At 70.9% G+C, this 20,874-nt stretch carries 19 protein-coding genes; 3 read left to right on the top strand and 16 right to left on the bottom strand.

The window, feature by feature from the left end; translation table 11 throughout:
* The 7 genes from MKK60_RS16315 to MKK60_RS16285 form a co-directional block, all read right to left on the bottom strand.
* A partial coding sequence (locus MKK60_RS16315; RefSeq protein WP_243987302.1) for a 3-deoxy-7-phosphoheptulonate synthase class II occupies positions 1-1,114 on the bottom strand: 1,114 nt, incomplete at its 3' end.
* Positions 1,115-1,269: 155 nt separating this feature from the next.
* Positions 1,270-1,638, bottom strand: coding sequence for an RNA polymerase sigma factor region1.1 domain-containing protein (locus tag MKK60_RS16310; protein ID WP_147842866.1), 369 nt, complete (start codon positions 1,636-1,638; stop codon positions 1,270-1,272).
* A 55-nt stretch (positions 1,639-1,693) separates the two neighbouring features.
* Positions 1,694-3,079, bottom strand: a complete 1,386-nt coding sequence (gor, locus tag MKK60_RS16305) for a glutathione-disulfide reductase (protein ID WP_243987300.1) — start codon at positions 3,077-3,079, stop codon at positions 1,694-1,696.
* Positions 3,076-4,263 (bottom strand): O-antigen ligase family protein, encoded by a 1,188-nt coding sequence (locus MKK60_RS16300; RefSeq protein WP_243987324.1) that lies wholly within the window; start codon positions 4,261-4,263, stop codon positions 3,076-3,078. The genes gor and MKK60_RS16300 overlap by 4 nt, the downstream gene beginning before the upstream one ends.
* Before the next feature lie 79 nt (positions 4,264-4,342).
* Complete coding sequence (locus MKK60_RS16295; RefSeq protein ID WP_405042593.1) at positions 4,343-4,915, bottom strand: DUF2059 domain-containing protein; 573 nt, start codon at positions 4,913-4,915, stop codon at positions 4,343-4,345.
* 83 nt (positions 4,916-4,998) lie between these two features.
* Positions 4,999-5,712 (bottom strand): ribose-5-phosphate isomerase RpiA, encoded by a 714-nt coding sequence (rpiA, locus tag MKK60_RS16290; protein ID WP_243987294.1) that lies wholly within the window; start codon positions 5,710-5,712, stop codon positions 4,999-5,001.
* Positions 5,713-5,878: 166 nt separating this feature from the next.
* Positions 5,879-6,343, bottom strand: coding sequence for a hypothetical protein (locus tag MKK60_RS16285; protein ID WP_147858171.1), 465 nt, complete (start codon positions 6,341-6,343; stop codon positions 5,879-5,881).
* Positions 6,344-6,518: 175 nt separating this feature from the next.
* Between MKK60_RS16285 and gph the strand changes: the two genes are divergently transcribed.
* Positions 6,519-7,202: a phosphoglycolate phosphatase gene (gene gph / locus MKK60_RS16280; RefSeq protein WP_243987287.1), complete on the top strand. Its 684-nt coding sequence runs from the start codon at positions 6,519-6,521 to the stop codon at positions 7,200-7,202.
* Here gph and MKK60_RS16275 read toward each other — a convergent pair.
* The 6 genes from MKK60_RS16275 to MKK60_RS16250 all read right to left on the bottom strand — a co-directional run bounded on the left by MKK60_RS16275 (position 7,193) and on the right by MKK60_RS16250 (position 15,821).
* Positions 7,193-10,429, bottom strand: coding sequence for an efflux RND transporter permease subunit (locus MKK60_RS16275; protein ID WP_243987279.1), 3,237 nt, complete (start codon positions 10,427-10,429; stop codon positions 7,193-7,195). The two genes, gph and MKK60_RS16275, sit on opposite strands and share 10 nt — an antisense overlap.
* Before the next feature lie 143 nt (positions 10,430-10,572).
* Positions 10,573-11,703, bottom strand: coding sequence for a M48 family metallopeptidase (locus MKK60_RS16270; protein WP_409567414.1), 1,131 nt, complete (start codon positions 11,701-11,703; stop codon positions 10,573-10,575).
* A complete protein-coding gene (locus MKK60_RS16265; protein WP_243987275.1) occupies positions 11,700-12,953 on the bottom strand; it encodes a DUF898 family protein in 1,254 nt (417 codons plus the stop codon). Before MKK60_RS16265 ends, MKK60_RS16270 begins: the two co-directional genes overlap by 4 nt.
* A gap of 33 nt (positions 12,954-12,986) precedes the next feature.
* The gene (locus MKK60_RS16260) at positions 12,987-13,421 is read right to left on the bottom strand and encodes a tellurite resistance TerB family protein (protein ID WP_147844056.1); all 435 of its coding nucleotides are present in this window, start codon (positions 13,419-13,421) and stop codon (positions 12,987-12,989) included.
* A 112-nt stretch (positions 13,422-13,533) separates the two neighbouring features.
* Positions 13,534-13,758 (bottom strand): YbdD/YjiX family protein, encoded by a 225-nt coding sequence (locus MKK60_RS16255; RefSeq protein ID WP_147844055.1) that lies wholly within the window; start codon positions 13,756-13,758, stop codon positions 13,534-13,536.
* Positions 13,759-13,763: 5 nt separating this feature from the next.
* Entirely contained in the window at positions 13,764-15,821 is a 2,058-nt protein-coding gene (locus MKK60_RS16250; RefSeq protein WP_243987273.1) for a carbon starvation CstA family protein, read from the bottom strand.
* 206 nt (positions 15,822-16,027) lie between these two features.
* Here MKK60_RS16250 and MKK60_RS16245 point away from each other — a divergent pair, with 206 nt between their 5' ends.
* Positions 16,028-16,894 carry an NAD(P)-dependent oxidoreductase gene (locus MKK60_RS16245; protein ID WP_243987322.1) on the top strand — a complete coding sequence of 289 codons (867 nt, stop codon included), beginning with the start codon at positions 16,028-16,030 and terminating at the stop codon, positions 16,892-16,894.
* A gap of 6 nt (positions 16,895-16,900) precedes the next feature.
* Here MKK60_RS16245 and miaA read toward each other — a convergent pair whose 3' ends face one another.
* Complete coding sequence (gene miaA / locus MKK60_RS16240; RefSeq protein ID WP_243987271.1) at positions 16,901-17,824, bottom strand: tRNA (adenosine(37)-N6)-dimethylallyltransferase MiaA; 924 nt, start codon at positions 17,822-17,824, stop codon at positions 16,901-16,903.
* A 19-nt stretch (positions 17,825-17,843) separates the two neighbouring features.
* On the opposite strand from miaA, the gene serB reads away from it, so the two are divergent.
* Entirely contained in the window at positions 17,844-18,740 is an 897-nt protein-coding gene (serB, locus tag MKK60_RS16235; protein ID WP_243987263.1) for a phosphoserine phosphatase SerB, read from the top strand.
* Between the two features lie 6 nt (positions 18,741-18,746).
* Here the strand turns inward: serB and MKK60_RS16230 are convergent, their stop codons facing one another.
* A complete protein-coding gene (locus tag MKK60_RS16230; protein ID WP_313901133.1) occupies positions 18,747-19,169 on the bottom strand; it encodes a hypothetical protein in 423 nt (140 codons plus the stop codon).
* A 92-nt stretch (positions 19,170-19,261) separates the two neighbouring features.
* Positions 19,262-20,785, bottom strand: a complete 1,524-nt coding sequence (locus MKK60_RS16225) for a Do family serine endopeptidase (protein ID WP_243987256.1) — start codon at positions 20,783-20,785, stop codon at positions 19,262-19,264.
* Between the last annotated feature and the right edge of the window lie 89 nt (positions 20,786-20,874).

Genomic DNA, 20,874 nt, shown 5'->3' with positions numbered 1-20,874 from the left:
TCACCCGCTCGAACGGGCGCGTCTTGTAGCGGCCGGCCGAGATCGTGTTGCCGTGCATCGGATCGCAGACCCACACGACGCTGCGCCCCTCGCGCTCGATCGCGCGAACCAGGCGCGGAAGATGCTCGCCGACCTTGTCCGCCCCGAACCGGCAGATCAGGCTGAGCCGACCGGCCTCGTTGCCGGGATTCAGCTTGTCGACGAGCCGGATCAGGCCGTCGGCCTCCATCGACGGCCCGCACTTCAGGCCGATCGGGTTGCAGATGCCGCGGGCGTACTCGACGTGGGCGTGATCGGGCTGGCGCGTCCGGTCGCCGATCCACAGCATGTGGCCCGACGTGGCGTACCAATCGCCGGTCGTCGAATCGACGCGGGTCATCGCCTCCTCGTAGCCGAGCAGCAGCGCCTCGTGGCTGGTATAGAAGTCGGTGGTCCGCACCTCCTGGTGCGTCTCGGGATTGATCCCGATGGCGCGCATGAAGTCGAGCGCCTCCGTCATCCGCTCGGCGACGTCGGCGTAGCGAGACGATTGCGGGCTGTCCTTGACGAAGCCCAGCATCCAGCGGTGGGAGTTCTCGAGGTTGGCGTAGCCGCCGGTCGCGAAGGCGCGCAGCAGGTTGAGCGTCGCCGCCGACTGCCGGTACGCCTCGAGCTGCCGGCGCGGATCCGGAATGCGTGCCTCGTCCGTGAAGGTCAGGCCGTTGACGATGTCGCCGCGGTAGCTCGGCAGGCTGACGCCGTCGAGCGTCTCGGTCGGCGAGGAGCGCGGCTTGGCGAACTGCCCGGCGATGCGCCCGACCTTCACCACCGGCGACGCGCCGGCGAAAGTCAGCACCAGCGCCATCTGCAGGAACACGCGGAAGAAATCGCGGATGTTGTCGGCCGAATGCTCGTCGAAGCTCTCGGCGCAATCGCCGCCCTGAAGCAGGAAGGCCTGCCCGGTGGAGACGCGCGCGAGCGCCGTCTTGAGCTTGCGCGCCTCGCCGGCGAAGACCAGGGGCGGGAAGCTCGCGAGCTGGGCCTCGACCGCTTCGAGGGCGGCCGGATCCGGATAGGCCGGCACCTGCTGAATCGGCAGGTCACGCCATGTCTTCGGTGTCCAACGCTCGCCCATCACACAACTCCCCCGCACCGTGCGGCGATCTTTTCTCCACGCCGAATCCTGGCGCGAAGCGCGGCTTATAGAGTGCTTTTTTCCGGGGTGCGAGATGAGGCCGGCGCAGGCCAGGGCGGATCGGGGGTCAGGTCCCGTATCCGCCTCCGCGAAGATCAGCCTTCGCCGTCCTCGACCTCGATGCCGTGCTCGGCCAGGATCCAGAAGATCGCTTCCAGGTCCTCCGCCGAGACGTCCCGGGGCGGAAGCGCCTCCTCCAGGTCCTCGTAGGTCAGGCAGCGGCTGCGCCGGGCCGCCGCCTTCGTCAGCAGCGCCTCGATCGCGCCCTGGATGTCGGGCGCCAGCGCGTCCCGGCTCGGCAGGGTGGTGGTGAAGGCCGGCCGGAGCGCGTCGGCCAGGAGGCCGTCGATCACGCGCTGACGCCGCGCCTGCGCGTCGCCGGCCGTCGGCACCGGCTCGGCCGGGCCGGCCTTGCCCGGCTCGCGCTTGCCGGGGTCTTTCTTGCCGGAGTCTTTCTTGCCCATCGATCGGATATGGCTCGTGAAACCGCGCCGTCGAGACCCAGCGCGACCGGGATCGTCAGCCGACGGCGACGGGATGCTTGGTCACCTGCGGGACCCGCATGGTGACCAGTTCCTCGGACGCGGTCGGGTGCACCGCGATGGTGCGGTCGAAATCGGCCTTCGTCGCGCCCATGGTCACCGAGATGCCGACCGCCTGGATGATCTCGCCGGCATCGTGCCCGAAGATGTGGACGCCCACGACCTTGTCGCTGGCGCAGTCGACCAGCACCTTCATCAGGATTTTCTCGTCGCGTCCCGACAGCGTCGCCTTCATCGGCCGGAAGCTCGCCTTGAACACGTCGATCTTCCCGAAGATCGCGCGGGCGGTGTCCTCGTTGTGGCCGACGACGCCGATCTCCGGGGTCGAGAACACCGCGGTCGGGATCAGGCGGTGGTCGACGCAGGTCGGCTTCTCGCCGAACACCGTGTCGGCGAAGGCGTGGCCCTCGCGGATCGCGATCGGCGTGAGGTTGGCGCGATTGGTGACGTCGCCGACCGCGTAGATCGAGGGCACCGCGGTCCGCGAGTAGGCGTCGACCGGGATCGCGCCGGCGGCGTCGGTCTCGATCCCGACGCGGTCGAGGCCGAGCCCGCCGACGTTCGGGCGCCGGCCGGTCGCGATCAGCACCTGGTCGACCGTGATCGTCTCGCCGTCGTCCAGCGTCGCGGCGATGCCGTCCGCGACGCGCTCGAGCTTCGCGAGGGTGCGCCCGAGCTTGAGCGACATCCGCCTGGCGTAGGCTTCGCCGAGCGCGTCGCGGATCTCGTCGTCGAAGCCACGCAGCAGCCTGTCGCCGCGATGGAGCAGCGTCGTCCGGCTGCCCAGGGCCGAGAACACGCCGGCGAACTCGACGGCGATGTAGCCGCCGCCGATCACCAGGATGCGCTCGGGCAGCGTCTCCAGCTCGAACACCTCGTTCGAGGTGATCGCCAGCTCGGCGCCCGGCACCGCCGGTTCCTTCACCGGATGGGCGCCGACCGCCACCAGGATCACCTTGGCGGTCACGCGCGCGCCGCTGCCGACGAGGCGGATCGTGTGCGCGTCCTCGATCACGGCGCGCTCCGGCACCACCGTGACCCCGGCGCGGATCAGGTTGGCGTCGTAGATCCCTTCGAGCCGGGTCACCTCGGCGTCGCGCCGCCGCTTCAGGACGCTCCAGTCGAAGCGTGGTGCCTCGACGGTCCAGCCGAACCCGGCGGCGTCCTCGAACTCGTCGGCGAAGCGACCGGCATAGACCATCAGCTTCTTCGGCACGCAGCCGCGGATCACGCAGGTGCCGCCGACGCGGTACTCTTCCGCCATCGTGACGCGGGCGCCGTAGCCGGCCGCGATCCGCGCGGCGCGAACGCCGCCCGAGCCGCCGCCGATGACGAACAGGTCGACGTCGTAGGTGTCGGTCATGACGGGGTCCGATCGGGCGCGGCCGAAGGCCGGGGAAGGGGTGCCTGCGCGGTGCGGTGCCCGGCATCGCGCAGCCAGGTGATGGCAGCGCCGAGGCCGGCGGTCCACCACGCCGCCCAGGTGTTGTGCTCGACCAAGGCGATGGCCGCCGCCGCCGCGATCAGGGCGAGCGCCGTCGCGCGCTCGGCCGAATCCGAACCCGCGACCGGCGCGAGCATCAGCATCGAGACGGCCGCCACGAGCACGGCGCCGACGACGCCGAGCTCGGCCCAGACCTGAAGGAACGCGTTGTGCGGATGGCCGACCGCCAGAAGCGTGCGCATCTCGGGATCGAGGCGTTGGGCCACCGGCGTCTCGGCGAAGCGGGCGGAGGTGCCGAAGCCCGCCCCGACCCACGGATCCGCCGCGACCGCGGCGCCGAAGCTGCGGGCGATGGCGACGCGGGCGCGCGACGAGGAATGCACCAGCCGCTCGTGCGCGGCCTCCGGCATGAAGCGATCGAGCAGGTCGCCCTCCACCGGCGCCAGCGCCACCGCGAGGCCGAGGCTCAGCCCGGCCACGCCGACGGCGAGCCGGCCCGGCACGAGCCGCGCGAGGGCGAACATCGCCCCGCCGGCGATCAGCCCCATGGCGGCGGCTCCGCTCACCGAGCGCAGGATGCCGAGGGTCGCGAAGGCCAAGGCGACGAGGGCGAGAACCCGCCGGCCCTGCCGCCACAGCGCCAGGGCGAGCGGGCCGGCGACGACGGCGAGGGTCAGCGCCGGGCGGTTGTAGACGAATTCCGCCACCCGCTGACCGAGCGCGCGCTGCAGCGGCAGGCCGGTGGCGAGGCCGACGGCGATGGTCAGCCCGGCGAGCACCACCATCGCCGCCGCGAGCGGGGCCGCGAAGGCCGGGATGCGCCCCGGCGCGAGGCGGACGAGGAGGTAGGCGGCGACGAGCGTCGGCAGGAACTCGCCGGCCATCCGCAGCGACAGCGCGGGGAACGGCGTCCAGGCCAGGGTGAGCGCGCACCAGGCGAGGAACGCCAGCCCGGCGAGGCCGATCGGCCTCGCGAGCGGCGGGACGAGGCGGCGCGGGACCGCGCCGGCATCCTCTACGCAGCGCCCGGCGAGGAACAGGACGGCCGCGACGACGACGACGAGGGGGCTCGACCGGTTGGCCAGCGCCATCGCCAGGGGCATCACGGCGAGCGCGACGGCGCCCGCTGCATAGAGTCGTTGGGACGGGGACACGGGCCGGCCGCGCGGTCGATTCGTGTGCCTACTGGAGCTGGTGCCCGCGCTTGCCCATCTCGGCGCGCACGCGGACCATGACGTATTCCGAGACTTCCTGGGTCCAGGTCTGCATCGCCTGCACCATCTCGTCGAGGATCTGAGGCTGGGTCTCGACGTAGCGCTTGCCGGCGGGCGAGCGGAAGAACGCCGCGATGTCCTGCAGCTCGGCTTCGCTGAGCTTGTTCGCGTAGATTCGCGCCGCGGTGTCGATGATGCGCTGCTTCTGCAGCTCCATCTCGGGGTTGAGGCCCTGCAGCACTTCGTCGAGGTCCTTGCTCAGCTCGGGGCGGGTCACGGTCTGCTGCTTGATCTGCTCGGCGAAGGCCGGAATGATCGAGTCGAACGAGCGCGCGATGCCGGAATTGAGCATCACCTCGCGGGCGAGCGCGAGATGGTTGGCGCCGATCGTCGGGGCGCCGCGCGTGGCCGGGGCGGCGGGCGCGGCCGGCGTCGCGGCGGGCTTCTGAGGCGCAGCCTTCTGGGCCTGTGCGAGGCCGGGCGCAGCGGCGACAAGGGCCGCGACCAGCACGGGGAAGAGGCGGCGGGAGAGGACGGGCATTCCGGGCATTCCTGAAGCGAGGGGAAGAGCCGGCGCCGGCATCCGAGACCGTCGCCGGGGTGCCGTCGGGCGCGCTGATGCAGCTATGCGAGGCTGCCGATCACGGTGATCTCGGCCTGCCCGTCGCGGTCCTCGGCGAGGATGGCCGCGGTGGCGATCCCGAGGAACAGGCCGTGCTCGACCACGCCCGGCACCGACCAGAGCAGCGCCGACAGCCGCTCGGCATCGGCGATCCGCCCGAGGCGCGCGTCGAGGATGTGGTGGCCGCCGTCGGTCGTGAGCGGCGCGCCGCCGGGGGCCATGCGCAGCGCGACCGCACCCGTGCAGCCGGCGCGCGCGATCGCCGCCTCGACGGCGCGCCGGGTCGCCGTGAGGCCGAAGACGTTGACCTCGATCGGCAGCGGGAAGGCGCCGAGCGTCCCGACGCGCTTGGCGGCATCGGCGATCACCACCATGCGGCGGCTGGCGCAGGCGACGATCTTCTCGCGCAGCAGCGCCGCGCCGCCGCCCTTGATTAGCCGGAGATCGGCATCGACCTCGTCGGCCCCGTCGATCGTCAGGTCGAGCTCGGGCAGTTCCTCCAGCGTCGCGAGGCGGATGCCTTCCCGCGTCGCCGCCGCGTGGGTCGCTTCGGAGGTCGGGACGCCGACGACGTCGAGGCCGTCGCGAACCCGCGCGCCGAGCAACGCGACGAAGGCCGCCGCCGTCGATCCGGTGCCGAGGCCGAGCCGCATTCCGGGCTCGACGAGATCGAGGGCGCGGGCGGCGGCCGCGCGGCGCAGGTCCGGGCCGCTCACGACGACGTCCCGCCGTCGGGTCTCACGAAAGGATGCATGCGCAGGGTGCCGGTCCGTCCCGTTGGGATGCGGCACGCCCTAGCATGGCCGCCGTCGCGCCGGGAAGCCGCGGTACCGGCCGAGACCGGTATTCGGATGACGATCCCCCCGGTGGGATCTGGCTTCGTCAGAACCGGCTGCCCCCCTGCGGCGGCGTCGCGCTCGCGCCGGCCCGGCCCGGGACGCTGCCGACGAGCGGCGCCTCGGCGGCCCCCTCGGCCGACGGGTTGGTCTGCTGGGTGCAGACGACCTGCTCCTTCTTCACCAGCACGAAGCAGATGCTCATCTCGCCGGTGCGGTAGTTCACCCGGAACACGCCCGCCTCCCGGGTGTGGCGCGTCGCCACGAGCCCGTATTCCGACGGGGGCTGCGCACCCGCGCCCTCGCCGGCCGCGAAGCAGACGGTGAGGCCGATGCCGCCGGCGCCTTCCTGCAAGCCGTACTGGCACGAGGTGACCTCGCCGGTGACCTTGTCGACCCGATACATGCGGTTGAGGTCGGCCTGGGGCGCCGGAACGAACTCGAACGAGGCGGCGGCGGCGGTACCCGGCGCGAGCAGGCCGAGGCCGAGGGCGAGCAGAGGGAGTTTCATGGGGGGTCCCGGAGGGTGTGACGCCCCTCCTTTCGAGGGTTTTTCGGGCAAGTGTGGGGCGCCGCACGCCGTCTCGCGCACGACCCGAACGGTTTCGAAACCTGCCCGCAACCTTGCCCCGCCGCGGGTGGCCGGCTAGCGAGGGCCCCTCCCCCCGCCGCCCCGGAAAGACCCGATGCCCACCCTGCCGAAGATCGCCGTGTTCGACCTCGACGGCACCCTGGCCGAGACCGCGGGCGACCTCGTCGGCACGCTCAACGTGCTGCTCGTGCGGGAAGGCCTGCCGGAACTGGCGCTCGAGGAGGCCCGCGACCTGATCGGCGCCGGCGCCAAGGCGCTGATCCGCCGCGGCTTCGAGGCCGCCGGCCGCGAGCTGACGCCGGAGCGGCACGAGGCGCTGTTCGGCGACTTCCTGGAGCATTACGGCGCGCATCTGTGCGAGCGCTCGCACCTCTATCCCGGCGTGGTCGAGGCGCTGGATCGGCTCGAGGCCGAGGGCTTCCGGCTGGCCGTCTGCACCAACAAGGACGAGGGGCTCGCGGTCGACCTGCTCGACCAACTCGGCATCGGCGGCCGTTTCGCCGCGATCTGCGGGCGCGCGACCTTCCCCTACAGCAAGCCCGATCCGCGCCACATCACGCTGACCATCGGCCGGGCCGGCGGCGATCCGGAGCGCGCGGTGATGGTCGGCGATTCCCGCGCCGACATCGATGCCGCCAAAGCCGCCGGCATCCCGGTGGTGGCGGTCACCTTCGGCTACACCGACACGCCGGTGGACCAGCTCGGGCCGGACCGGGTGATCTCGCACTTCTCGGACCTGCCCGGTGCCGTCGCCGAGCTGCTGTCGGCTCAGGCGTAGTCCTCCGGCACCCGGACCTTGCCCGCGCGCAGCAGCGTGTAGAGGAACGGCACGAACAGCAGCGTCGCCGGCGTGCCGAAGGCGATGCCGCCCATCACGGCGCGGGCGAGCGCGGCGTTCTGCTCGCCGCCCTCGCCCGTGCCGAGCGCCATCGGGATCAGGCCGAGGAACATCGCGCCCGCCGTCATCAGCACCGGGCGCAGGCGCGTCTCGCCGGCGAGCAGGGCGGCGTCGACCGCCGAGCACCCCGTCGCCTCGCGATGCTCGCGGGCGAAGGTGACGAGCAGGATCGAGTTCGCGGACGCGATGCCCACCGACATGATCGCGCCGAACAGCGACGGGATCGAGAAGGTGGTGCCGGTGATGAACAGGCTCGCGACGATGCCGCAGAAGGCGAGCGGCAGGGCGGCCAGCACCACGAAGGGATCGCCCCAGCTCTGATAGTTCACCGCCATCAGCAGGTAGACGGCGATGAGCGCGATGCTCAGGCCGACGCCGAGGCGCAGGAACGCCGAGTCCATGTTCTCGATCTGCCCGCGCACGGTGATCTTGTCGGGCACCGGCAGCGCCTTCTGCTCCTCGTCGACGATGGTGCGGATCTCCCGCGCCACCGAGCCGAGGTCGGAATCCTGCACCGCCGCGTAGATGTTGTAGGTCGGCGCCGTGTTGACGTGGTTGACCACGGTCTGCGTCGCCTCGCGGCGCAGGGTCGAGACGCTGGAGAGCAGGGTCAGCACGCCCGGCTGGTCGCTGTTGGCGCGCACCAGCAGCGGCGTGTTCTGCAGGTCGGTGAGCGAGGCGTTGCGGTATTCCGGCGTCTGCACCCAGAGCTGGTACGGGATGCCGGTCTTCGGGTCGGTCCAGAAGTTCGGCGTCACCTGGAAGGAGCCCGACAGGGAGACGTTGAGCCCCTGCGCCACCTGCTGCTGGGTCAGCCCGAGCTCCGAGGCGAGGCGGCGGTCGACGTCGACGAAAAACTGCGGCGTGCCGACGATCTGGTGCAGGTGCACGTCGACCGCGCCCTTCGTCTCCTTCAGGCGGCGGACGATGTTCTGGGCGACCGCGAGGTCCTTCTCGGCGTTGCGGCCCGAGACCTGGATGTCGATCTGCGCCAGCGTGCCGAAGTTCAGGATCTGCGTGATGATGTCGGAGGGCTGGAAGTAGACGATCACGTCGGGGAAGCGCTCGCGCAGCACCTCGCGCAGGCGCTTGGTGTAGGCGCCGACGTCGCCGTGTCCCTCGCGCAGGTTCACCAGCATCTGGCCGTCGTTGTAGCCGACGAAGGAGCCGTCCGAGAACGCGAAGTTGTAGTTGTTCGAGGGCAGGCCGATGTTGTCGAGGATCTGCTCGATCTCGCCGTCCGGGATCACCTCGCGCACCGTGGCGCCGACGGCCGCGAAAACCTGCTCGGCGGTCTCGATCCGCATGCCGGGCCGGGTGCGCAGGTGCAGCGTGAGCTGGCTCGAGGCGACCTGCGGGAAGTAGTCGCGCCCGACGAAGGTGAACAGCCCGGCCGTGCCGAGGAACACCAGCAGGACGACGGCGATCGTCGCGACGCGGCGGCGCACCACGACGTGGAGCAGCCCGAGATAGCCGCGGTGGAAGCGCTCGAAGCGCGCCTCGAAGCCGTTCCGGAAACGCCCGGCGACGTGGATCACCGGGCGCCCGAGCCAACCGATGGCCCGCGCCACCCGCCCGCGCCGCGGCGGCGCGACGGCGTCGGGCCCGCCGCCATGTCGCTCGACGTACTCGCGCGCGACCAGCACGTCGATCAGCACCGGCACGAGGGTGCGCGAGAGCAGGTACGAGGTCAGCATCGCGAACACGACCGCGAGCGCCTGCGGTGTGAACAGGTACTTCGGCGTGTCGGCCAGCGCGAAGACCGAGACGAAGGCGGCGCAGATCGACAGCGTCGAGATCAGCGTCGGCTTCGCGATGCTGGCGGCGCCCTCGACCACGGACTTGCGGAACGGCTCGCCCTCCTCGAACAGCCGATAGGTGTTCTCGATCGCCACCGTCGCGTCGTCGACGAGGATGCCGACGGCGAGCGCGAGGCCGCCCAGCGTCATCACGTTGATGGTCTGGCCGAGCGCGGCGAGGATCGCGAGCGAGGTCAGGATCGAGAGCGGGATCGAGATCAGCACGACGATGGTCGAGCGCCACGAGCCGAGGAACAGCAGGATCGTCAGGCCGGTGAGGCAGGCGGCGATCGCCGCCTCGTGGATCACGCCCTCGATCGCGGCGGAGACGAAGACCGACTGGTCGAACAGCGGCTTGATCGCCATGCCGTCGGGCGCGGCGGCCTGGATCTCGGGCAGCACCTTCTTGACGTTGTTGACCACGTCCAGCGTCGAGGCGGTGCCGTTCTTGAAGATCCGCATCAGCACCGAATGCAGCCCGTCCGAGCGCACGATGTTGACCTGAGGCGGGCCGCCGTCGCGGACGTAGGCGACGTCGCGCACCAGCACCGGCTGGCCGGCCACGACCTTGATCGGGATCTCGTTCAGCGCCGCGATCGCGTCCGGGGTCGCGTTGAGCAGGACCGGATATTGCTGCTCGCCGATCTTGACCAAGCCGGAGGGCACAGTGAGGTTCTGCGCTGTCATCGCGTTGGTGACGTCGAGCGCCGTGAGGCCGAGCGCCCGCAGCGCCTGGAGGTCGAGATCGACCATGATCTGTCGCGGCGTGCCGCCGAACGGCGACGGCAGCGTCGAGCCCGGCACCTGAACCAGGCGCTGGCGGATGCGGTACTGCGCGTAATCGTAGACCTTGGTCAGGCTCTCCTTGGTCGAGGTCAGCGCGAGCTGGATCACCGGCACCGAGGAGGCCGAGAACCGCAGCACGATCGGCGGCTGCACGCCCGGCGGCATCGCCGAGCGGATCGAGTTCATCGCCGAGACGACCTGGGTGATGGCGAGGTCGACGCTGACCTCGCCGTCGAAGTAGATCTTCTGGATCGCGGTGCCCTGGAGCGTCGTCGACTCCATCCGCTTGATGTTGTTGACGTTGTTCGAAAGCGAGAACTCGGCGTAGGTGGTGATCCGCCGCTCCATCTCCGGCGTCGACAGGCCGGTATAGGTCCAGACCACCACGACCACGGGGATGTCGACGATCGGCAGCACGTCCTTGGGCGCGACCACGATCGCACCGCCCCCGGCGAGCATCATCAGCACGGCGAGCACGTAGGTCGTGATGCGGAACTTCAGTGCGTACTGGACGAGGCCCATCTGGTCTCCGCGATCCGGCCACGGCCCGGATCATCGCATCATGAATTCAGGCGCCACCGAACGCGAGTATTGTTTCGCGATCATGTCCGCGCGCTGCGGCTGCGAAGAGGCCGCAGGCCCTTGCGGCGTGGTCGAAGGCCGGCTCAGACCCGCCGTCGCTGGCTCGGGCGGGGTTTCGGTGCAGGCTTGTCCGGCCCGTCCGTCGCCCCGGGGCAGATCCCGCGCAGCTGCATCCAATCGGCGTCGCTCAGGATGTGCCTGTCGGGGTCCCGGGCCCCGGCGAGGGCGCGGATCGTCGCGGCACGCTCGCGGGTGAAGGGATGGCTGCGCAGGAGGGCCGGGTCGGCATCCGCCTCGTCCTTGGCGATCCGCTCGAGCATCGAGGCCAGCGCCGCCGCGTCGCCGCCGGCCGACCGCATCGCGGCGACGGAATAGGCGTCGGCCGCCCGCTCGGCATCGCGGCTGTAGCCGGCCGAGAGCACGGCCTGGCCGAGGGCGACGATCACGGTGGAGCCGGTGAGGTCGCCGAGCACGAGGCTGAGCAGGAACGACGTGCCCGAGGCCTGGATCAGCGCCCGGGTCGGATCGCGCAACGCCACGTGCCCGAGCTCGTGCGCCAGCACGCCGGCGAACTCGTCGGCGCTCCGCGCCTTGGCGATCAGCTCGGAGAGCACGACGACGCGCGCGCCCGGCAACGTCACCGCGTTCGCGGTGTCGTGGCGGCGGACCGTGACCGCGAGATCGGGCGGCAGGCCGCGACCGGCCGCGAGGCGGGCGACGAGGCGGTCGAGCACGGCCCGGCCGGCCGGCTCCGCGCAGGGCGCCGGTTCGCCCATCAGGTCGAGCACCTGCGCCTCCACCGCGGTGCCGAGGCGCGCCTCGATGCCGGCCGGCACCAGCGGCGCGAGAACGCCCGCCGCGATCGGAAGGCCGAAGAACACGGTGAGCAGGACCGCGATGCCGACCGCAAGCGAGCCGGCGACGAGGCGCCAGGTTCCTCCGCCCGCGTCCGCGCGCTTGCGCAGGTCGGGGCAGCGGGTTTCGAGACATGCGGCGAACGACGGGTCCACGACCTCGACATGGCCGGGATCGCCCGCGATCCCGAGGCGCAGCAGCGGGGCCTGCCCCTCGCCGGCCCGCAAATCGGTCAGGTTCCAGTCGCGATGGACCTCCAGCCCGGTGATCTCGAGGCGCTCGCCGAGGTGCAGGGTCACCGCGTGCGGCGCGGCGCTCCGTCCGTCGAACCAGCGGCCGGACGCGGTGAGCGCCATCAGAACCCGATCTGCAGCGCGCCGCCGACGTCGAGCGCGTCGGCGAGGCCCTCGTTGAGGCCGCTGCCGGGCCCGTGGCTCGCGGCGAGGATGCGGTTCAGGCCGTCGGCATCGGCCACCTGCGTCGTGGTCGCGACCGCGGCCCAGAGTCGGGCCTGGACGACGCGCACGTACAGCACCGCGAAGGCGAGCGCGCCGCCGAGATAGAGCAGGCCGCCGCCGAGCACCGCCGCCCAGGCCAGCCCGTCGCCGCCCGCGGCCCGCGCGGCGAGGCCGGCGAGCAGCGCGATCAGGCCGACCACCACGACGAAGCCGAGGAGCGACAGCGCGTAGACGAGGTAGGGCCAGTAGAATTGCCGCGCGCGGAGCGTCGAGACGAGGCGTACCGGCCCGAGGCGCGCCGCGTTCATGAAGACCCGCGTCTCGCGCGCCCGATAGAACGGCACCAGCAGGAGCGAGAGCGGAAGGCAGAAGCCGGCGGTGATCCCGAGCGCGACGGCGAGGGTCGCGATCCGGGTGCCGGCATAGGCGGGGTTGAGGATGAGATCGCCGCCCTTGCCCCCGGGCTTGGGCAGCATCAGGTCGATCGGCAGGACGAAGTCGTTGGCGGCGATCAGCGCCAGCAGCAGGGCGAGCACCGGGCCGAGCGCCACCGCGTAGAACAGCAGCCAAGGCCCGAGGAGCGCGCGCCCGCGCGCGTCGGACGCCATCCGGCCGGTGCCGATCAGGGTGTGGCCGATGCGGTAGCGCTCGAGGCCGGCGCGCATGAACGGGAAAGCGAGGCCCAGCGTCGCCAGCGTCAGCGCCCACCACAGGGCTGCCCGGCCGGCATAGGCGAGGCCCGAGCCGTCCTGGCCAAGGCGGATGCCGCGCCACAGCGTCCGCATCGCCCGGTAGCGGCGCCCGCGGTAGATCGCGAACTGCCCGAGCAGGAACAAGATGACGAAGGACAGGATCGCCGAGTACGGCGCCAGGCTCGGCAGCGCGATCGCCAGGCCGAACAGCCCGACATAGATCACGATCAGCAGCCCGAGGGCCGCGAGGAAGCCGAGAAAGAGCTCGCGCCCGGTGCCGGTGTAATCCGCCGGGCTGCCGTCGACGACGGTGCGGCTCCAGAAGAAGCGCCGCAGGTCGGTCATGTACCAGAAGCGGTAGATGCCGAAGGTGACGAGCGAGAGCAGGAACCCGACGAACGCGAGCCCGGTGAGGCCGCGGAGCCGGGTGTCGAAGGCAACCTGTCCGGTCCGCGACATGGATCCCCTTCCGGGCCTGCGATCGACGGCCGGTCAGCGCAGCAGGGCCGATTTCTCGACCTGGAGGGCGGCGGCGATCTCGTCGAGCGCCTTGTGCTCGACCTCGCTGATGCCGCCGAAATCGGCGACGTCGGCGGCGATCAGGAAGATGTCCTGGCGCTGGTCGAGCGGCCGGTCGGCGATGGCCGCGACGTGGCGCAGGTTCTCGATCCGCCCGGCGCGGGTCTTGGCGCGGGCGATGCCCTCGTACAGCTCCTGCTCGATCCGCAGGGTGTCGTAGGATTTCTGGAGGATCGGGTTGGCGCGCATGCCCGAGATCGCCGACTCGACCTCCTCCTCGTCGACGTCGCCGTCGGCGATCGTCACGTTGGCCGCGGCCGAAACCGCGGCAGCAAGAAACAGGCCGTCGCCGGCATAGGACATGATCGTCCGGCCGAACCGCAGAATGGCGTCCTGGAAGATGCTCATTGCCTACCTCGCACTCGCCTGACTCACGGGAAATGCCCGTTCGGAGTCAAGCGTTTCCCGCCCGCGACCGGGCCGCATCCTCGAACGATCCGTCCGTCACGCCGTCGCATGGTCAACAGCAGCGAAATCCGCTGGTGTTGCCGACACCGAACCGCGCGTTCTCCCGATGGCGGAAGAACTCGATCTCGGTCATCGGCGCCTGGTCGGGATGCGTCCGCGCGACGTGGGCGGCATAGGCCGCGTAATCGCCCTGCCCCACCATCAGGCGCGCGCCGTCGCAGACGCACTTGGACAGGGCCTTCCAACGGTCGCGCAGGTTCTGCGAAGCTGCCTCCATCGGCCCTACTCCGCCGCGACGATGCGGGCTTCGCTCTCGAGGGCCGTCCAGCGGTCGGAGCGCAGCGCCTTGACGCAGGCGGCGATGCCGAAGCCGGCGATCGCCACGACGAGGCCGATGAACAGCGCGGCGAGCACCGCGTCGATCCGGTCGTTCAGCACGATCTGGCCCATCTGGCCGAGGTCCTTGGCCGGTGCCAGCACCTTGCCTTCCGCCAGCGCGCCCGCGTAGCGCTCGGCATGGGCGAGGAACCCGATCTTCGGGTCGGCGGAGAAGATCTTCTGCCAGCCCGCGATGAGGGTGCAGATGCACAGCCACGCGGTCGGGATGATCGTCACGAACGCGTAGCGCTCGCGCTTCATCTTGAAGATCACCACCGTGCACAGCGTCAGCGCCACGGCGGCCAGCATCTGGTTCGAGATGCCGAACAGCGGCCATAGCGTGTTGATGCCGCCGAGCGGGTCGGTCACGCCCTGGTAGAGGAAGTAACCCCAGGCGCCGACCGCGATGGCCGTCGCCAGGATGCTCGGCACCCAGGCGTTGGTCTGCTTGAACGACGGCACCGCCAGCCCGACCAGGTCCTGCACCATGAAGCGGCAGGCGCGGGTCCCCGCATCGACCGCGGTGAGGATGAACAGCGCCTCGAACAGGATCGCGAAGTGATACCAGAACGCCATCATCGCCTTGCCGCCGATGGCGCTGGAGATGATGTGCGCCATGCCGACGGCGAGGGTCGGCGCGCCGCCGGCCCGCGCGACGATGGTGCGCTCGCCGACGTCGCTGGCGGTCTGGGCGATCACCTCGGGCGTGGTCGGGAAGCCGAGCTTCGTCACCGCGGCGGCGGCGGTCTCCGGCGTCGTGCCGAGGAGCGCGACCGGCGCGTTCATCGTGAAGTACACGCCCGGATCGATGACGGTGGCCGAGACCAGCGCCATCACCGCGACGAAGCTCTCCATCAGCATGCCGCCGTAGCCGATGAAGCGCGCATCCGCCTCGCTGGCGATCAGCTTGGGCGTGGTGCCCGAGGCGATCAGCGCGTGGAAGCCCGAGACCGAGCCGCAGGCGATCGTGATGAACAGGAACGGGAAGAGCTGGCCCGCCCAGACCGGCCCGGTGCCGTCCACGAACTTGGTCACCGCCGGCATCTGCATGTGCGGGGCGACGAAGGCGATGCCCAGCGCGAGGCCGACGATCGTGCCGATCTTCAGGAAGGTCGAGAGGTAGTCGCGCGGGGCCAGCAGGAGCCAGACCGGCAGGATCGAGGCGACGAACCCGTAGCCGATCAGCATCCAGCAGAGCTGCGTCCCGGTGAAGGTGAAGGCCGGGCCCCAGACCGGGCTGTCGGCGATCGCGCCGCCGCCGAAGATCGCCGCCATCAGCAGGACGAAGCCGAGGATCGAGACCTCGCCGATGCGGCCGGGGCGGATGTAGCGGGTGTAGACGCCCATCAGCATCGCGATCGGGATCGTCGACATCACGGTGAAGGTGCCCCACGGGCTCTCGGCCAGCGCCTTGACGACGATGAGCGCGAGCACCGCCAGCAGGATCACCATGATCAGGAACGTGCCGAACAGCGCGATGATGCCCGGGACGGTGCCGAGCTCGGTGCGGATCAGCTCGCCGAGCGAGCGCCCGTCGCGCCGCATCGAGACGAACAGGACCATGAAGTCCTGCACCGCGCCGGCGAGCACGACGCCGGCGAGGATCCAGAGCAGGCCGGGCAGGTAGCCCATCTGCGCGGCCAGCACCGGGCCGACGAGGGGGCCGGCACCGGCGATCGCCGCGAAGTGGTGGCCGAACAGGACGCTCTTGTTCGTCGGGACGTAGTCGAGCCCGTCGTTGTGGAGGACGGCCGGCGTCTCGCGCTTGGGATCGAGCCGCATCACCTTCTCGGCGATGAACAGCGCGTAGTAGCGATAGGCGATGAGGTAGACGCAGACCGCCGCGACGACGAGCCAGAGCGCGTTCACCGCTTCGCCGCGCTCGACGGCGACGATGGCGAGCGCCGCCGCCCCCAACGCACCGACCAGGGCCCAGGGGCCATGCCTACCGATCGCGCCCATCGTTCCACTCCCGAAGCCGGCACTCGGGGGCCGACGATCCCGCGCGTGATGCCGCAATTTTGGATTGAGGAAAATCCCCATCGCGGCAGCGAGTGGACAACCGCGCGGCGTTGTCGCGATCCGCTTCGCATCGTCGGCGCCGCGGTTTGACGCTGCGGTGCGCGATACCTAGACCGCTCCAGCAGCACACGAGACGGAGACGGATGATGGCGAAGGTCGCGTTCCTGGGGCTCGGCGTCATGGGCGCCCCGATGGCCGGACACCTGGTCAAGAAGGGCCACTCGGTCACCGTCTACAACCGCACGGCCGCCAAGGCCGAGGCGTGGGTGGCGGTCAACGGCGGCGCGCATGCGCCGACGCCGCGCGAGGCTTCCGAGGGCGCCGAGATCGTCTTCGCCTGCGTCGGCAACGACGACGACCTGCGCGGCGTCGTGCTCGGTCCGGACGGCGCGCTCGCCGGCATGGAGGCCGGTGCGATCTTCGTCGATCACACCACCGCCTCGGCCGAGGTGGCCCGCGAGCTTGCCGAGGCCGCGACCGCGAGGGGGCTGGGCTTCATCGACGCCCCGGTCTCCGGCGGCCAGGCCGGCGCCGAGAACGGCATGCTCACCGTGATGTGCGGCGGCGGCCAGGGCTGCTACGACAAGGTCGAGAGCGCGATCGGCGCCTATGCGCGCGCCTGCCGGCTGATGGGGCCGGTCGGGGCGGGCCAGCTCACCAAGATGGTCAATCAGATCTGCATCGCCGGCCTCGTCCAGGGGCTGTCCGAGGGCGTGCACTTCGCCAAGAAGGCGGGGCTCGACGTGGAGGCGGTGCTTTCCGTGATCTCGAAGGGGGCCGCCGGCTCCTGGCAGATGGAGAACCGCGGCTCGACCATGAACGCGGGGAAGTTCGATTTCGGCTTCGCCGTCGACTGGATGCGCAAGGACCTCGGCATCCTGCTCGACGAAGCGCGCCGCAACGGCGCCAAGCTCCCGGTCTCGGCCCTCGTCGACCAGTTCTACGCCGACATCCAGGCCATGGGCGGCAACCGCTGGGACACGTCGAGCCTCGTCGCGCGCCTGGAGCGCTGAGATCCCTCAGCCGATTTCCGCCATCGCCGCCTCGGGCGTTAGCCAGCGCCACTCCGCCCCCATCTGGTGGCGGAACCAGGTGAACTGGCGCTTGGCGTAGCGCCGGGTGTCGGCCTGCCCGCGCACGATCGCCTCCTCGAGCCCGATCGCGCCGTCGAGATGCGCGATCAGGCCGGGCACCCCGTGGGCGCGCATCACCGGCAGCAGCGGGTCGAGGCGGCGCTCGCGCAGCGCCGCGACCTCGTCGAGGGCGCCCCGCTGCATCATCGTGCGGAAGCGCGCGTCGATGCGGGCGCGCAGCAGCTCGCGCTCGGGCGCCAGGAAGATCTTCAGCAGCCTTCGCCCCGCGAGCGGACCGGGCACGCGTGGCCCGTGGAACGCGGCGATCGGCCGGCCGGTGGCGGCGAGGATCTCGAGCGCGCGCATGACCCGGGCGCGGTCGCTCGGCCGCAACAGGGCGGCGCCGGCGGGGTCGCGTTCGGCGAGATCAGCGTGCAGCGCCTCGGTCGGGCGGCCCTCGCTCTCGGAGCGGATCGCGGCGCGCACGGCCTCCGGCACCGGCGGGAGGTCGGACAGGCCCTCCTCCAGGCTGCGGAAGTACAGCCCGGTTCCGCCGACGAAGACGGGCAGTCGCCCGTCGAGACCGGCCAGCAGCGACGCGGCGTCCCGCGCGAAATGCCCGGCAGAGTAGTTCACCGCCCCGTCGACATGCCCATAGAGGCGATGCGCGACGCTTGCCTCCTCCGCCAGCTCCGGTCGCGCCGAGAGGATGCGCAGGTCGGCGTAGACCTGCATCGAGTCGGTGTTGACGACGATCCCGCCGTGACGGAGCGCCAGCGCCGTCGCGAGCGCCGACTTGCCCGACGCGGTCGGCCCTGCAATGAGGATCGCCTCCGGCCGCTCCTGCGACGACGCACTTGAAAGCGGCAACACGAAATCGTCGGCTCCGATGACCCTTGTCGCGACCCTGATAGCAAATGAGGCCCGCCCCGCCATCACCGATGCGGTGCTGGCCGAGGCGCGCCTGGTTCTCGCGACCGAGCATCAGCCGCGCATCCTGCACGGCGAGGTCGCCGCCGAGTTGCTGGTGCCGGGGGCTGCGGTCGCCGCGCCGGCGTTCACCGCGCGGTTGCGGACGGCGCTCGCGGGCGAGCCGATCGACGTCGCGGTGCTGCCGGCGGACGCCCACCGGCGCAGGCGCCTGTTCCTCGCGGACATGGACTCGACCATGATCGAGCAGGAATGCATCGACGAGCTCGCCGACACGATCGGCCTGAAGCAGCAGGTCTCGGCGATCACCGAGCGCGCGATGCGCGGCGAGATCGCCTTCGAGCCCGCTCTGCGCCAGCGCGTCGCCCTGCTTCGCGACGTATCGGCCGGCGTCGTCGACGCGCTGATCCGCGACCGGCTGACCCTGACGCCGGGCGGTCGCACGCTCGTGCACACGATGAAGGCGCACGGCGCACGCACCTGCCTGGTGTCGGGCGGCTTCACGCTGTTCACCGGGCCGATCGCCGAAGCGCTCGGCTTCGACGAGCATCACGCCAACCGGCTCGGGCTCTCGGACGGGCGCCTGACCGGCCTGGTGGACGACCCCATCGTCGGGCGTGCCGAGAAGCGCGCGACGCTGATCGCGCTCCGCGATGGCCTCGGACTGGACGTAGCGGAGACGATGGCGGTCGGCGACGGGGCCAACGACCTCGACATGCTCGGCGAGGCGGGCCTCGGCGTGGCGTTTCGCGCGAAGCCGGCTGTGGCCGCCGCGGCGCGCGTCCGGATCGAGCACGGCGACCTGAGCGCGCTGCTCTACCTGCAGGGCTACATGGCGAGCGAGTTCGTCGCCTGACCGCCGTCAGTGCAGGCTGCGGACGAGCGCGACGACCGCGCCGAGGATCGCGACCGTCTGGAACCCGATCATCCCGAACATCCACTTGATGATGTCGGACTTCGCCGTCGCGATGTCCGCCTTCGTCGAGAGGCGCAGCGCATCGATGTCATGTCGGACCGCGACGATGTCGGCCTGCATCGTCACGCGGAACGCTTCGATGTCGTGCCGGACATCCGCGATGTCGGTCTTGGTCGGAATGCCGCTGGCGAACACCTCGGACATGGCGTCCGCCATCCCCTCCACCTGCTCCGGCGTGAGGTGAGCCTTCTCGCGCAGATTGCGCGCGAACTTCAACGTATCGAAGGCGATAGCGTTCACGGGGGCGGCCGGCTCGCGCGCGGGCATCCGCAGGATGCGAAGGGTGACGGGTTCGGTCCTTGCAGGCAAGGTATCCGCCGGCTTTCGTCCGCCACCAAAGAGAACGCCGCCGCCCGGATCGGGCGGCGGCGTCGGTTCGTGCCGTTATCTTGGCGAAAAGGTCAGTCCAGGCCGATCGCCACGAACCGGACGTCGCCGGTCGCGCTGGCGACCAGCAGAAGCACCGACTTGCGGGAATCCTTGCGAAGAGCCTCGACGCGCTTGGTCACGTCGGCCGGCGTGTTGACCGCCTCCTGCCCGACCTCGACGATGACTTCGCCCGGCTGGATGCGCTTGTCGGCCGCGGTCGAGTTCGGGTCGACGCGGGTGACGACCACGCCCTTCACGCCGTCCTTGATGCTGTACTTCCGGCGAAGCTCGTCGGTGAGGCCCGAGAGGTTGAGGCCGAGCGCCTGACGCGTGGCGCTCTCGGCCTCGGGCTGGCGGAGGTTGGCGAGCTGCGGCTTGTCGCTGTCCTCGAGACGGCCGAGCGTCACGGCCTTGGTGCTCTCTTCGCCCTTCCGGACGACGACCACGTCGACCTTCTGCCCGACCGGGGTCGAGGCGACGATGCGCGGCAGGTCGCTCGAGGCCTTCACCGCCGTGCCGTTGAACTTGACGATCACGTCGCCGACCTCGAGGCCCGAGGTCTTGGCCGGCCCCTTCTCGTCGACGCCGGCGATCAGCGCGCCCTTGGCGCCCCCCTTCAGCCCGAGCGCTTCGGCGGTGGCGTCGTCCACGTTCTGGATGCGCACGCCGAGCCAGCCGCGACGGACCTCGCCGAACTCGCGGAGCTGGTCGATCACCGGCTTGGCCGAGCTCGACGGAACCGCGAAGCCGATGCCGACGGAGCCACCGGTCGGCGACAGGATCGCCGTGTTGATGCCGATCACCTCGCCGTCCATGTTGAACAGCGGGCCGCCCGAATTGCCCTTGTTGATGGCCGCATCGGTCTGCAGGTAGTTGTCGTAGGGACCGGACTCGATGTTGCGGCCGCGCGCCGAGACGATGCCGGCCGACACCGAGCCGCCGAGGCCGAACGGGTTGCCGATCGCGATGACCCAGTCGCCGGCGCGCATCTTGTCCGAATCGCCGAACGGCACCGCCTTCAGCGGGCGCTCCGCCGTCGGCTTCACGCGCAGCACGGCGAGGTCGATCTTGGAATCCTTGCCGATGATCTCGGCCTTCAGCTTCGTGCCGTCGTGCAGGATCACCTGGATGTCGTTGGCGTCGCCGATGACGTGGTTGTTCGTCACCACGATCCCGGACGCGTCGATAATGAAGCCGGAGCCGAGCGAGCTCGACTTGCGCTGCTGGCGCGGGTTGTCGCTCTCGCCGCGCTGCTCCGGGCCGCCGCGCCCGCCGCGCTTGTTGAAGAATTCCTCGAACAGATCCTCGAACGGGGTCCCGGGCGGCAGCTGCGGGCCGGCGCGGTTGCCGGGGCGCGCTTCGACGGTGGTCGACGCCGAGATGTTGACCACCGCGTCGTCGACCTTCTCCGCGAGGTCGGCGAGCGAATCCGGCCCCTTGGCATAGGCCGGCATCACAACGGACGAGGATGCGATCAGGATCGCGGCGGCGACGGACCGCGCGGAGCGGCGGAACCGGGCGAGGGAATGCGCGGGCGCGCTCGCGGCGGGGTGCATGATCGACCTCTTCAAGAACGCGTTTCCGGTGCTGTCGGGTGCCGCCGATCGGCGGCTGGCGGTTCGATGGCCGCCTTAAGATCGGCGGC

It is taken from the genome of Methylobacterium sp. J-092, assembly GCF_022829325.1.
In the GTDB taxonomy this organism is placed as follows: domain Bacteria; phylum Pseudomonadota; class Alphaproteobacteria; order Rhizobiales; family Beijerinckiaceae; genus Methylobacterium.
Note: the sequence above shows the minus strand (reverse complement) of the source record. Positions and strands in the feature narration are given on the sequence as shown.